Genomic DNA, 14,036 nt, shown 5'->3' with positions numbered 1-14,036 from the left:
GCCGGAAAGTCGGCCCACTTTCCGGCGTCGATGCAGTCAGCCCCTTCATATCCCTGTCGCAATAGTGTCTGATACGGAAATCCTTTTGACGCCGATCCGTTGACGAACAACTGTTGCATGCAGGGAGCTTTTTCGTGAAATCGTCAACACACACCATGCCCGCCGAATCGGACAGCAACAGACAGGGCACGCCAAGCGAGGTTTTCGCGACCTTCCTGAAGCTTGGGGTCACCTCCTTCGGCGGCCCCATCGCCCATCTCGGTTATTTTCGCGATGAGCTGGTCGTGCGGCGCAAATGGATCGATGAGGCGGGTTATGCCGATCTCGTGGCGCTCTGCCAGTTTCTGCCGGGCCCGGCCTCGAGCCAGGTTGGGTTTGCGCTGGGGCTGCTCAGGGCAGGACCGCTCGGTGCGCTCGCGGCCTGGACGGCATTCACATTGCCATCCGCCATTCTCCTCGTTCTTTTCGCCATGGTCGCCGCCTCGATCGAAGGGCCGGTCGGCACCGGTCTGTTGCACGGTTTGAAGATCGTCGCCGTCGCCGTGGTGGCCCAGGCTGTGTGGGGCATGGCGAAAAGCCTCGCGCCTGATCGTCAGCGTGCCAGCATTGCGCTTGCCGGCATTGTCTGCGTGGTGTTCATCGCGGGAGCCTTCGGGCAGGTTCTGGCGCTTGGCCTCGGCGCAATCGCCGGGCTTGTCTTCTGTCGCTCCGGTGCCGCGGGGCAGGCCACCCATCTCAGCTTCCGGGTATCGAAAAGCGTCGGATATGGTGCGCTCGCCACCTTCGTCCTGCTTCTCGGCTTTCTGCCGCTGCTTGCGGCAGTGGCGGCGTCGCAGGGCATCTCCCTGTTTGACGCTTTTTATCGCGCCGGCGCGCTGGTCTTCGGCGGCGGCCATGTGGTGTTGCCGCTGCTGCAATCGGAAGTCGTCGCGACCGGCTGGGTCACGAAAGACGCTTTCATCGCCGGTTATGGCGCAACGCAGGCCGTGCCTGGCCCGCTCTTCACCTTCGCGGCCTATCTCGGTGCGGTGGTGGGGCCGCAGCCCAACGGCTTGGCAGGTGCCGCCATCGCCCTTGTTGCGATCTTCCTGCCGGGCATGCTGCTGCTCGTCGGCGCACTTCCCTTCTGGGAGGATTTCCGCAAACACCTGACGGTGCAGGCCGCCATGCGCGGGGCAAATGCCGCCGTCGTCGGCATTCTCGGTGCCGCCCTTTATGATCCGGTGTGGACGAGCGCGATCTTCACGCCGAAGGATTTTACCCTTGCGCTCACCGGCTTCATCCTGCTGACGGTGTGGAAAACGCCGCCATGGGCCGTGGTCCTGCTCTGCGCGGTCGGCGGCGTTCTGCTTGCCTTGATGTGATAGGGTCGGTCACGCAGTCCCGATGCTCTCGAACAGCCAATCGGAAAAAGCCTGCATGGCTGATGTTGGCGGTTTCGATTGCAGGCGGGTCAGCCAATAGCTTCCAAGCGAGATGGTGACGGCGAAGGGTTGCACGACTGCGCCAGATGCCAGATGCCGCGAAAACATCGATGGCGGCGCGAGCGCCACGCCCAACCCCTGAAGCGCCGCTTCCATCATGCCGAGCGACGTGTCGAAGACGATGCCGGCATTCACCTGCGCCGCCGGTGAAACGCCCGCTGCGGCAAACCATGTGCTCCACTCATCGGCGCGGTAGCTGCGCAGCAATGTTGCATCCATCAGGTCGGCTGGCTCTTTCAGCGTTTCCGCCAGTTTCGGCGTGCAGAGCGGCGAAAGCGGCGCCTCGAACAGCCGGAAGGCATCGGTGCCATGCCAGGAGCCCTGGCCGAAACGAATGGCGAAATCCAGCCCCTCCGCCGCCATGTCCACCCGGTTGTTGTTGGTGGAAACCCTGACATCGATAAACGGATGCCGCTTTTGAAATGCCGCCAGCCGCGGCAGCAGCCAGCCGACGGCAAAGGTGCCGACGACGCCGAGAAACAGCAATTCGCGCACCTGTCCGGCCTCGATCCGGTCGAGCGTCGTCGCCATCTGATCGAAGGAGCTGGTCACGGTCGGCAACAGGGCCTCACCTTCGGCGGTGATCTTCAAGCCGCGCGGAAGCCGCTGGAAAAGAGCGACACCCAGCCGCCTTTCGAGCCCTTTCACCTGCTGGCTCACAGCTGCCTGGGTCACGCAGAGTTCAATGGCCGCGCGGGTGAAGCTCAGGTGCCGGGCGGACGCCTCGAACGCCCGCAGACCGTTTAGGGGAAGAAATTGCCGAACCATTCAAGACCTAGATTTTCTTGTATCTCCTCCGAGATATCATGGTTTGTTCGTGTAATGTAGGGCGGCTAAACCTCTTTTCGCTGGGGACGGCGGAGACGCCGAAAATCCACCTGAGGTTTTGGAGAGCGCGAAAAATGAAATTTAATCGCAGACATATCGCACTGGCTGTCATGGTCTCGACGGGCCTGGTCACGCAGGCTTCTGCCGCCGATGACGCCAGGCTGAAAGCGATAACGGATGCCGCAATCAAGCCAGTCATGGAGAAAAACGGCATTCCGGGTCTGGCCGTCGGTATCAGCATCAACGGCGAAAACCATATCTTCACCTATGGCGTCCTGTCCAAGGGTACGGAAAAGCCCGTTACCCCGCAGACGCTGTTCGAACTCGGCTCCATCTCCAAGACCTTCACGGTCACCCTCAGCACCTATGCGGAACTGAATGGCCAGCTGTCACTGTCGGGTAAGGTCAGTGAGTATCTTCCGTCCATGAAGGGAAAACCCTTCGGCGATGTCGCGCTGATGCATCTCGGCACCCACACCGCCGGCGGGTTTCCCATTCAGCTGCCTGACAAGGTGAAGACGGAACAGCAGCTGATGGCCTATCTCAGGGCCTGGAAACCTTCATACAAGGCCGGTACCCACAGAAGTTATGCCAATCCCAGCATCGGCATGCTCGGCTATATCACCGCAAAGGCGATGGGGCAGGGTTTTGATGGAGCCATGCAGGATACGCTTTTCCCGGCGCTTGGGCTGAAGAACACCTTCACCGTGGTGCCCAAGGCGAAGATGGATGACTATGCGCAGGGCTATAAAAGAACCGGCGAACCAACCCGCGTGACACCGGGCGTCCTCTCCTCGGAGGCCTATGGCGTCAAATCGACGGCGGAGGATATGATCCGCTTCGTCAATGCCAATATGGGTCTCGAAAAGCTGGACGGGAAAATCCAGCAGGCGATCATCAATACCCATACGGGATATTTCAGCGTCGGCGCCATGACGCAGGATATGGTCTGGGAGCAATATACCCACCCGGCTCCCCTGAAGACACTGATGGAGCTGAACGGCGGCGCTCTTCTGAAGACCGTGCCGGTCTCCGAAATCTCGCCGCCGATGAAACCGCGCGAAGACGTTTTCATCAACAAGACCGGCTCCACCAATGGTTTCGGCGCTTATGTGGCGTTCATACCGAAGGAGAAATTGGGCATCGTTATTCTGGCCAATAAAAACTATCCCAATGAGGAACGCGTCTCTGCGGCCTATGAGATTTTGACGGCTATAGATAAGACGAGGTAGCAGCCTTTTTCCGGCGCCGGCTGGTTCGGCGCTGGGCCAGGGCCGGGGATCCCCGGGTTACGTGCGTACTGAGGTGGCTCGTTTAGTGGAATAAATTTTAGACAATGCGATCAAAACTTCCGGAGTTGTAACCGGTCTTAAACGCAACGGCGACAATATGACGTCTGCAAACTAATCAGGACGTCGATTGAAGATGCGCTTTACCCAACTCAGGCTCGTTGGCCCGGCGGCTCTGCTCGTCACGGTGCTTCTGGTCGGCCTTGCTGCTATTCCCTACTACGGTGTCGGTCGCCTCGACAGAGAAATCCGCCAGCGACAGGAAACCCTGGTCTCGCGCAATATTTCAATCTGGATTTCCGACGTGGAGTTTGCGTTGACGGCCTGGACGATATGGGATGAAGCCGTCGCCAAGATCGACAACGATTTCGATCTGGAGTGGACGGACCGAAATATCGGTCGTTCGCTGATAGGCACGTCGCGCACACGCTTTGTCACAATTCTTAGCGGTGGTGGTGACATCATCTACACCAAAACCGATGGCGAGTTCGAACAGCGCCCTTTTTTCGCGCGCGGTGCGACAACAATCGCGGCCGATGCCCGCCCGCTGATCGATGCCGTCAGGGAAAAAGAAAAGGCTGGTGGGCAAACAGGCATCCCACAGCCGATTGCCTTCAGCAAAATCGAAGTGATCGGTGATGATGCAGTTCTTCTGTCGGCAAGCCTCTTCCAGCCTGATTTCAGGACAGCCGTCCCGCGTGGCGGGCAAGCGCCCATTCTCATTTCCGCCATTCCGATCGCAGGCAGCCTGCAGGATTTTCTAGGCGATCGGTTCCTTCTCGACGATGCCGACGTCGGACCTGCGATGGAGGTTGCCGACGATCGGGCAAAGGTGGAGATTGCCAGCGGACCGGACGGGCAGGCACATGCGTTGTCCTGGCGGCCGTCGACGCCTGCACGCGACCTGCTGCGCCAGTCACTGCCGCTTGCAGTTACCGTCGTCCTGATTCTCGTCGTCGTTTGCGTGTTCGCGGCCCGGATATCACGCCGCGCGATCGAATCGCTCATCGAGGCGGAACGTCGGATGCGCCATGCGGCGAACCACGATTTTCTCACCGGACTGGCAAACCGTTCGCTGGTCGCGGAGGAATTCGAGAGGTTGTCGAAAGCCGGGCAGATGGTTGTCGGATGTCTCGATCTTGACGGCTTCAAGGCGATCAATGACCGTCACGGTCACGCGGCGGGCGATGAGGTCCTGAAGGCTGTGGCGGCGCGACTGAGTGTCTGCTGCCGTACGCAGGATATGGTATTCAGGCTCGGTGGCGATGAATTTGCGGTCCTGATGCCCGATATATCGACCGCCGCCGCCGAGTTGCTTTTTCGGCAAATATGTGTGGAGCTTTCCCAGCCCTATCTAGTGCAGGAGAAGGCGATGATCATCGGAGCGTCCTTTGGTCTCAGCGGTGTGTCTGACGGGGAAACGAATTGCGACGAGGCTTTCCGTAAGGCCGATGAGGCGCTCTACGACGCGAAAAATGCCCGCCGCGAAAAGGTGAATATTCCTTCGCTGGAGGGCGAAGCCACCCGCCGCTTCGGCTAAAGCCCGGCAGACTTTGGAAAACAATCCAATCCCGATGACAGCGGCCGGCAATCGCGCTAACCGGGAAAAGATGCGCCGGCAACCGATTCGGTCTCGGGCGACGGGCGCAAATCACAAAGAGCAGATCTTTTTTTGCACGGCTACGAACCGGGACGGGAAAGCCCGGAAGATGCATGCCGGGCATTTCCTGGGGGGACGACGATGAGCGATACCGGTGGTTATTTTCCTCGCTGGCGGCTGAAAACCGAAGGGCGCATCATGCCGGATGAGCGGCTGCCGGCCGGGCAGACCGCAGTGCTCGGTTTGCAGCATGTGGTGGCCATGTTCGGTTCCACGGTGCTTGCGCCGCTGATCATGGGTTTCGATCCCAACGTCTCCATCCTGTTTTCAGGCATCTCGACGCTGATCTTCTTCATCGCCGTCGGTGGGCGTGTGCCGAGTTATCTCGGCTCGTCCTTCGCTTTCATCGGTCCCGTGCTGGTGGCAACGGGGGCGGCTGCGGGTGCGGCCAGCCCTGATATCGCGCTGGCACTCGGCGGCATCATCGCGGCCGGCGTGCTTTATGCGTTGATCGGCGTCATCGTCATGATCGTCGGCCATAACTGGATCGAAAAGCTGATGCCGCCGGTTCTGACCGGCGCTATCGTCGCCGCAATCGGTCTCGTGCTCGCACCCATTGCGATCGCAAGCGCCTCCGGCACCGGGCCGGGCAATCCCGATGGCGACCAGCTGTCGCGCTGGATTGCGATTTTGACGGTGACGTCGGTCGGTGCGATCGCGGTCTATGCGCCCGGCATGACGCGCCGGCTGCCCATTCTTCTGGGCGGTGCGATTGCCTATCTTGCCTATCTCGTGCTCGCAAACGGTTTCGGTCTCGGCAAGCCCGTCGATTTTGCAGGCGTTGCGGCCGCAGCCTGGTTCGGATTGCCGGCCTTCACCACGCCGGTGTTTTCCGCACCGGCGATTGCCCTGATCGCGCCGGTCGTCGTCATTCTGGTGGCGGAAAATCTCGGGCATATCAAGGCGATCGGTGCGATGACCGGCCGTAATCTCGATCCTTATCTCGGCCGTGCCTTTATTGGCGACGGCATCGCGACGATCTTTTCCGGCGCCTTCGGTGGCACCGGCATGACGACCTATGCCGAAAATATGGGCGTTATGGCAATCACCCGCATCTTCTCGACGCTGGTCTTTATCGTCGCAGCACTTGTCGCCATCATTCTCGGCTTCTCACCGAAATTCGGCGCACTCATCCAGACGATACCGGGGCCTGTCATCGGTGGCCTGTCGGTCGTGGTCTTCGGCCTGATCGCGGCGACCGCAGGACGCATCTGGGTGGAAAACAAAGTGGATTTCTCCGAGCCGCGCAACCTCATCACCGTGGGCATCGCGCTTGTTCTCGGCGCCGGCAATTTCAAGCTCAATGTCGCCGGCTTCACGCTGGATGGCATCGGCACGGCGACAATCGGAGCGATTGCGTTTTACCACTTGCTGGGTCTTGGCAGAGCGGCGCAGGGCAAGTGACGTTGAGGGATCAAGCAATAGGTTGAGAGGGCAGGCGCATGCGGTCGGGCTAGTGAGAATTGCTAGCAGCCATGTGAACCGAGGCGCCCGCCTTCTGAGCCGCAGCCAATAATCGTTTGTCTCTTGTCCACAAGCTCACTCGCCGGTCCAGTAGCGTGGAAGCCAACAGGTGCGCATCCGTATAGCCAATTCCCATGCTGAATATCGAATAGCGGTCGATAAAAGTCATAACTTCGTCGTGAGTTGCAACCAGTGTTTCACGCTGGGCCTTCAGAAATCCTATCACGGCGTCGCGATCTCGAAGACTCCCCAGCGCAAGTTCACCGACAATGAACGGATGACAAAGCAACCGATCATCCTCGATGATCTCGCGCAATTCCACGTTTCCTTGGCGGAAATGATCAATCCACACTGACGAATCAACGAGTATCACTTGTTGACGTCACTCCGCCGGCGGGGGGCTGCTTCGGCCTCCGGCATGGAGCCGCCCAAAGCAATCAATCGCTTGCCGGACTCGACACGCACGAGTGTCTCCAGTGCCTGGCGGACGAGAGCTGCGGTCTCTTTCGTGCCGGTCAAAGATTTGGCCTGTTCCATGAGTTTGTCATCGAGATTGATGGTGGATCGCATTGATATTCTCCAGCCTTTGTCACTGTGAATAGCACCATGTGGTGCGTAAATCCACGCCTGAAAAATATCCCATGCCCGTCTATTCAAGGCGCCCCGGATTCAACCCTGAGGACCGGTCGCGCCTTTCTTTCCCGGCCACGCCATCAGCGCAACATGGATCACAGCCTTCAGCGTCGCCGTACATGCCCCGTCGCAAGCCTGCGCGGACATGCCCTGAATGATGGCGCCATAAAAGCGCGCAAGGGTGTCCGTATCGGTTTGTTCCGGTAGCTCACCGTCATGGATGGCGCGATCGAACCGCGCCTTGAGAATCTGTATCGCCCCTTCGCGCAATGCTGCCGTGGCACGGGCGACGGAGGCGTTTTCTTCCGAATGCTGGAGAACGGCGGTCGAAACGATGCATCCGCGCGGCTTGTCCGGCTGGGTGTCGCCTTCGGCAATATCGTAAAGGTAAGCGGCGAGCGCCTCGTGGGCCGGTATTTTCGCCTGCAATAGTCCGGCACGGCGCTCGCTTTGCTGCGCGATATGATGATCGAGCGCCTGCCGGAACAGTTCTTCCTTCGAACCGAAGGTGGCATAAAGAGACGGCGGCGTGATCCCCATCGCATGGGTAAGGTCCGCTACCGATGTCCCCTCATATCCCCGTTCCCAGAACAGCCGGGCTGCGATGTCGAGCCCGGTATTCCGATCGAGCAGGCGCGGCCTGCCGCGTTTTCGTGTCGTTTCAGTCATTATTAAATCGATCACTATAAAAATATTGACAGATCATGTTCGGATTTTATTATATCGATCGCTAGTTAAATCGCAACGGAGAGATCCATGTCTCAGAAACTGTCGAACAAAGTCGCCCTCATAACGGGAAGTTCAAGGGGCATCGGCCGTGCCGCCGCCCTGGCATTTGCCAAGGAGGGCGCAGGTCTTATCGGCGTCCATTATGGCGCAAACCCCGATGCCGCACAGTCAACAGTCCGCGAGATCGAAGCCCTCGGCTCGAAGGCGGTCGCCCTCAAGGCTGATCTACGCGAGGGGAAAGCGGCAACGGACAGCCTGTGGGAGCAGTTCAGGCAAGCGTCCATCGCTTTCACCGGTACGCCGTCGCTTGATATTCTCGTCAATAATGCGGGCATCGCGCCGGCGACACCGTTGAAGGACATGACCGAGGCCGCCTTCGACGAGTTGATGACGATCAACTTCAAGGCACCCTTCTTCCTGATCCAGGCTGTTGCAGACCATCTCCGCGACAATGGCCGTATCATCAATGTCTCGACCGGTTTTACCCGCATCGCGGCGCCGACCCATCCGGCCTATGCCGCTTCCAAGGGTGCGCTTGAAACATTGACGCTGGCGCTTGCACCGGAATTCGGCCGGCGCGGAATCACCGTCAATTCGGTGCTTCCAGGCGTGACTGAAACCGACATGAATGCCGGATGGCTGGCCGCGCCTGAAGCGCGCGCGGGTGCCGAAGCCCTGTCGGTCTTCTCACGGATCGGCCGTGCCGAGGATATCGCCGACGTCATCACATTCCTCGCCTCCGATGATGCCCGCTGGACGACCGGGCAGATGATCGATGCGACGGGTGGTGCACGGATTTGATTCCAGCACGTGGCCCCGCACGGCGCAGTCGTCGGGGCACTTCGAATCTGGTCTGAGGGTGAAAGGCGGCCGGGAACGATTGTGGTTCGGTCGATCTAGCATGTGGGCTTGAGGCCGATACTCCGGCTGTGCCAGAATATGCCGACAAGTCCACCGGACGTCCGTCTTCCGTCCCACCCAAGCGCATTGATGATCAGCAGATGAAAATTATCGGAATTCTCGGCGGCATGTCGGCCGCATCGACGCAGATCTATTATCGCAAGCTCTGCGAGATCACCCGCGATCGCCTCGGCGGCCTTCATTCCCCCGAGCTTTTGATCCGCTCGCTTGATTTCGCGAAGATCGAGACATTGCAGGCGCATGGCGAATGGGATGCTGCCGCAGCCATATTGAATGCCGAGGCCAGATCGCTGCAGCGGGGCGGCGCGGACTTCATCCTGCTTGCGACCAACACGATGCACAAGCTCGCCCGGGACATGATGGAGGGTGTCGATATTCCGCTGCTGCATATCGCTGACGCTACCGCGGATCGTATATTAAGCGTCGGGCTCAGCCGGTCGGGCCTGATAGCAACCGCCTTCACCATGGAGCAGAGCTTCTACAAGGACAGGCTGGCCGCGGCGACGCTTCATCCCCTCGTTCCCGACGCTGATGACCGCAGGGCGGTGCACCGCATCATCTACGACGAACTCTGCAAGGACATTATCACGGATGAAAGCCGTTCGACTTATGAGGGCGTCGCCCGGCGGCTGGTCGATGCGGGTGCCGATTGCATGATTCTCGGCTGTACCGAAGTCGGTATGCTCCTCAATCAAAACAATGTTTCGGTTCCCGTCTTCGATACCACGCTCATTCACTGCGAGGCGGCTATCGATCTTGCTCTGGCACAGTGACGGCGTAAAAGCTTTCTCCATTCCGCCGGTTTCTGAGGCATGCCTGTTTACCGTTGAAGACCGCGGAAGAATTCAACATTGCTTAAAAAATGAGCGCTAAACGAGCCTCATTGCACCTCCTTTCGGCGCAATTCCAAATCATGTATAGGGGCATCAATTTTACATGCCTGGTGACCCTATGGATCGCAATATGACCGCCGAAAGGCAGTTGGAACCCACAGTATTCGCGCCGATTGCGCCTTCGCTTCCAGTCCGCGAGGATGAGCCTTACGCCCGCGATGAGATGCTGCACGAAATATTCGAGCAGACAGCCAAACGATTTCAGGCCAAATGCGCCGTCAGGCTGCTTGGCCATGATCCCGAAAACAGCCGCCGCACCCAGCTCAGTTATGCGCAACTGGCCGAGCGTGCCACCCGGTTTGCCCGCCAGCTCCGCGCCATGGGAGTTCAGCGCGGGGATCGCGTCGTCATCTGCCTGCCGCGCGGCCTTGACCAATATATGGCCATCCTCGGCACCCTCTGGGCCGGCGCCTGTTATGTGCCGGTTGACTGGAGTTATCCGCAGGATCGCATTGATTTTATTGCCGAGGATAGCGGTGCCACGCTGATCGTCACGGATGCCGAACGGGCCGGCGGCATGCGGGCGAAAACGCTTGTGGTCAACGAGACCCTTGGTGATCTGGCTGCACAGGATGCCGTGCCGATCACCCGCGCCGAAAGCGGCGCGTCTCCCGATGACCTCGCCTATATCATCTACACCTCGGGAACCACCGGCCGCCCGAAGGGCGTGATGATTTCCCACCGCAGCGCCTGCCATTTCCTGCGTTCCGAAGGGGCGATCCTCGCCATTGAAGAGAGCGACAGGGTTTTCGGCGGGTTCAGTATTGCCTTCGACATGTCGATCGAGACGATGTGGAGCGCTTTTTCCGCCGGTGCAGAGCTGCTTGTCGCCACCGAGGCCCTGCACAAGGCTGGCCCCGACGTGGCGGTCACCCTGGCGTCTGAAAGCGTCACCGTCTGGCATGTGGTGCCGTCGCTCTTCACCCTCGTCGAGGCCGATATATCCACGCTGCGCATCGTTAACCTGGGTGGTGAGGCATGTCCGCCTGACCTCGTCGACCGCTGGGCGCGACCGGGTCTTCGGATTCTCAACACCTATGGACCGACCGAAACGACTGTCACGGCCACCTGGACCGAGGTGCAGCCGGGCCGGCGTGTCACCATCGGCCGGCCGCTGCCGGGATATACGGCCTGGATTGTCGATGACAAACTATGGCCGGTCGCTGCGGGCGCCGAAGGTGAACTTGTCATCGGCGGCCCCGGTCTCAGTGGCGGTTATGTAAACCGTCCCGATCTCACCGCGGACAAATTCGTCAACACGCCGTTTCTCGGCCCGGACGGGCAGCCGGCCCGGATTTATCGCTCAGGCGACCTCGTGCGTCTCGATGCGGTCGGCGACATCGAATTCATGGGGCGTATCGATACGCAGGTGAAGATCCGTGGTTTCCGCGTCGAGCTGGCGGAAATCGAAGCGGTGATTGCCGAAGACGCGTCGGTCGCGCAGGCCGTCGTCCATCTTTTCCGCGATAATGACGGATCGGAACTGCTGGCCGCGTTTCTTGTTGCGCGGGGCAATGCCGCAATCGACATTGAAGCCGCCCGCAAACGCGTGAATGATCGTCTGCCGAACTATATGCGGCCGGTCGCCTATCAGGTGCTGGATGCCTTGCCGACCCTGCCGGCCTCCGGCAAGGTCGATCGAAAGGCGTTGCAACGGCCGGTCGTCGTTGCCGTCTCGGATCGGGAAACGGTCGCGCCGGAAACACCGCTTGAAATCCAGCTCCACGCCATCTGGTCGGAGGCTTTTGCGCCGCAGAAGGTTTCGGTGGAGGACGATCTGTTCGAGGATCTTGGCGGCCATTCGCTGAAGGCTGCCCGGCTTGCCTCGGCAATCCGCAAATCGCCGGGCCTCTCCGGCGTTTCCATTCAGGACCTCTATGCTGCGCCCACCATTCGCCGGCTCGCCGAGCGGCTGCGGGACCGCGTGATGGCCGATACCGCGGCGCTGGAACCTTTCCACCGCGTCAGCGAATTTCAGAAACGCCTGTGCTGGACGCTCCAGACCGTTGCTCTGGTGCCGATCTATGCGGTGGCGGGATTGCAGTGGTTTTTCCCCTATCTCGCCTATACCTATTTGGTCGAGGATTTCGGTCGTGTCTCGGCCCTGCTTCTCGGCGGCCTCAGCTTCGTTTTCATTCCGCCATTGGGCATGGTGTTCGCGATTATCGTCAAATGGCTGATCATCGGCCGCTACAAGCCCGGCGATTATCCGTTATGGGGCAGCTACTATCTGCGCTGGTGGCTGGTGCGGCGCCTCTCCGACATCATCGCCACGCCCTATCTTAGCGGCACGCCGATGATCCGGGGTTACTACCGGTTGCTGGGCGCCCGCATCGGTCGCCGCGCCTTTATCGGCATGGTCAGCATTGATACCGCCGATCTCGTCACCATCGGCGACGACGCCATCGTCAGCGATTATGCGATGCTGGCGACGAGTTCGGTCGAGCGGGGACTGCTGCGCATCGGCTCCGTCAAGATTGGCAATAGTGCTTTCATCGGCACCATGTCGGTGGTTGGACGCAACAGCACGATTGGTGATGCGGCCGCGCTTGACGATCTCTCTTCCCTGCCGATGAACCAGTCGATCCCTTCAGGGGAAAGCTGGAGCGGCTCTCCCGCCAAGTGCACCGCAACCGGACGTATCGCCCAGCGGGATGAGGAGGCGGGCTTTCTGCGTCGCCTGCTGGTTGGCTTCGGACTGTTCATCGCTGCGGCCATTCTTCCTCTGGTCGCGATCCTGCCGATTGCGCCGGGTCTGATTGCGATGATCGAAATCGACTGGAACACGGATGGTTATTCCTACCTGCTGATTTCGCCGTTCCTTGCACTTACCTACATCATCCTGATGTGTGTTTTGACCGTTGCCGCCAAGCGCCTGATCCTCGGGCCGGTCCGGCCCGGGCGATATTCGATCCATAGCTGGTTCTACCTGCGGTTCTGGTTTGTCCAGCAGGTGACCGATCTGGCGCTGGCGCTGCTTCATCCGATCTATGCGACGCTCTACGTGATCCCCTGGTATCGCGCGCTTGGCGTGCGGATCGGCAGACGTGCCGAAATCTCGACGGCTGCGAAGATCGTGCCCGATCTTGTCGATATGGGGCCGGAAAGCTTCATTGCGGATGCGGTTGTCTTCGGTGCGGCGCGCCATGAGCCGGGTATTATCGAACTCGCACATACCAAGATCGGGCGACGGTCCTTCATCGGCAATTCGGCCGTGTTGCCAACCGGTGCAACCATTGCCGATGGCGTTCTGATCGGCGTGCTTTCCAAGCCACCGGCGGATGGCGGTGCCGAGCAGCCGGACGGAACCTGGTTCGGTTCTCCGCCGATTTCGCTGCCCGTGCGGCAGGCTGTCGGCCTTTTCGACGAGGGCGCGCGCTTTAATCCGCGGCCGCGCCTTGTCGCGATGCGGCTTGCCATCGAGGCGATCCGGGTGATCCTGCCGCTGACATTGTTTCTGGCATTTTTCAGCCTGCTTTTTTCCATGGTGGGCGATATCCAGGATTATGACGACAGCCAGTCGCTGATTGCCGCGATCTTCCCCTTCCTCTACATTGGATTTGCGCTCGCCTGCGGCCTCTCCGTCGTCGCGCTGAAATGGCTGGTGATGGGGCGATACAAGCCGACGACCAAGCCGCTCTGGAGCACCTTCGTCTGGCGAACGGAACTGGTGACGGCGACCTATGAGAACCTGGCGGTGCCGAACCTGCTGCAACCGCTGCGGGGCACACCCTGGCTGGCGTTTTATCTTCGCCTTCTCGGCTGCAAGATCGGCCGTGACTGCTTTATCGACACGACTGACATCACCGAACATGATCTGGTGCGGATCGGCGACGAAGTTGCGCTCAATGAATTTTCCGGTCTGCAAACCCATCTGTTTGAAGACCGCGTCATGAAAGTGAGCGGCGTAACGGTCGGTGACCGCGCGGTGATCGGATCCTATGCCATCGTGCTCTACGATGCCGAAATCGGGGAGGACGCCCAGCTCGGCGATCTTTCCGTGGTCATGAAAGGCGAGACGCTGCCGGCCGGAACATCGTGGGAAGGGTCTCCGGCGCAGCTCGTGCGTAATGCATGAGCGAGGTCGCGCCAACATTCAAGCACTGAGGGCCTGAATGTCGAAACCGGCGGCGCG

General features: G+C 60.0%; 11 protein-coding genes. 7 read left to right on the top strand and 4 right to left on the bottom strand.

All coding sequences use genetic code 11. The features are described 5' to 3' along the window. Positions 1-155 precede the first annotated feature (155 nt). A complete protein-coding gene (gene chrA / locus O8B93_RS10025; protein WP_269709911.1) occupies positions 156-1,364 on the top strand; it encodes a chromate efflux transporter in 1,209 nt (402 codons plus the stop codon). Positions 1,365-1,373: 9 nt separating this feature from the next. Here the strand turns inward: chrA and O8B93_RS10020 are convergent, their stop codons facing one another. Continuing rightward, on the bottom strand, positions 1,374-2,252 hold the full coding sequence (locus O8B93_RS10020; RefSeq protein WP_269709659.1) for a LysR family transcriptional regulator: 879 nt from the start codon (positions 2,250-2,252) through the stop codon (positions 1,374-1,376). A gap of 134 nt (positions 2,253-2,386) precedes the next feature. Between O8B93_RS10020 and ampC the strand changes: the two genes are divergently transcribed. The 3 genes from ampC (at position 2,387) to O8B93_RS10005 (ending at position 6,665) form a co-directional block, all read left to right on the top strand. Continuing rightward, complete coding sequence (gene ampC, locus O8B93_RS10015) at positions 2,387-3,544, top strand: class C beta-lactamase (protein ID WP_269709658.1); 1,158 nt, start codon at positions 2,387-2,389, stop codon at positions 3,542-3,544. 193 nt (positions 3,545-3,737) lie between these two features. Continuing rightward, positions 3,738-5,141, top strand: coding sequence for a sensor domain-containing diguanylate cyclase (locus O8B93_RS10010; RefSeq protein WP_269709657.1), 1,404 nt, complete (start codon positions 3,738-3,740; stop codon positions 5,139-5,141). Between the two features lie 201 nt (positions 5,142-5,342). Continuing rightward, the gene (locus O8B93_RS10005) at positions 5,343-6,665 is read left to right on the top strand and encodes a solute carrier family 23 protein (RefSeq protein WP_269709656.1); all 1,323 of its coding nucleotides are present in this window, start codon (positions 5,343-5,345) and stop codon (positions 6,663-6,665) included. A 49-nt stretch (positions 6,666-6,714) separates the two neighbouring features. On the opposite strand, the gene O8B93_RS10000 is transcribed toward O8B93_RS10005, so the two are convergent. The 3 genes from O8B93_RS10000 to O8B93_RS09990 form a co-directional block, all read right to left on the bottom strand. Continuing rightward, positions 6,715-7,098, bottom strand: a complete 384-nt coding sequence (locus O8B93_RS10000) for a type II toxin-antitoxin system VapC family toxin (protein ID WP_269709655.1) — start codon at positions 7,096-7,098, stop codon at positions 6,715-6,717. Next, the gene (locus tag O8B93_RS09995; protein ID WP_269709654.1) at positions 7,095-7,295 is read right to left on the bottom strand and encodes a type II toxin-antitoxin system VapB family antitoxin; all 201 of its coding nucleotides are present in this window, start codon (positions 7,293-7,295) and stop codon (positions 7,095-7,097) included. The genes O8B93_RS10000 and O8B93_RS09995 overlap by 4 nt, the downstream gene beginning before the upstream one ends. Before the next feature lie 99 nt (positions 7,296-7,394). Next, complete coding sequence (locus O8B93_RS09990) at positions 7,395-8,027, bottom strand: TetR/AcrR family transcriptional regulator (RefSeq protein WP_269709653.1); 633 nt, start codon at positions 8,025-8,027, stop codon at positions 7,395-7,397. Between the two features lie 87 nt (positions 8,028-8,114). Here O8B93_RS09990 and O8B93_RS09985 point away from each other — a divergent pair, with 87 nt between their 5' ends. The 3 genes from O8B93_RS09985 (at position 8,115) to O8B93_RS09975 (ending at position 13,979) form a co-directional block, all read left to right on the top strand. After that, on the top strand, positions 8,115-8,888 hold the full coding sequence (locus tag O8B93_RS09985) for an SDR family NAD(P)-dependent oxidoreductase (protein WP_269709652.1): 774 nt from the start codon (positions 8,115-8,117) through the stop codon (positions 8,886-8,888). Positions 8,889-9,088: 200 nt separating this feature from the next. Continuing rightward, positions 9,089-9,781 (top strand): aspartate/glutamate racemase family protein, encoded by a 693-nt coding sequence (locus tag O8B93_RS09980; RefSeq protein ID WP_269709651.1) that lies wholly within the window; start codon positions 9,089-9,091, stop codon positions 9,779-9,781. 190 nt (positions 9,782-9,971) lie between these two features. Further along, the gene (locus O8B93_RS09975; RefSeq protein ID WP_269709650.1) at positions 9,972-13,979 is read left to right on the top strand and encodes a Pls/PosA family non-ribosomal peptide synthetase; all 4,008 of its coding nucleotides are present in this window, start codon (positions 9,972-9,974) and stop codon (positions 13,977-13,979) included. Positions 13,980-14,036 lie beyond the last annotated feature (57 nt).

Source organism: Martinezella rhizogenes (assembly GCF_027460065.1).
Classification (GTDB): domain Bacteria; phylum Pseudomonadota; class Alphaproteobacteria; order Rhizobiales; family Rhizobiaceae; genus Agrobacterium; species Agrobacterium rhizogenes_C.
The sequence above is the reverse complement of the archived record's forward strand: the minus strand, read 5'-3'. Positions and strand labels throughout refer to the sequence as shown.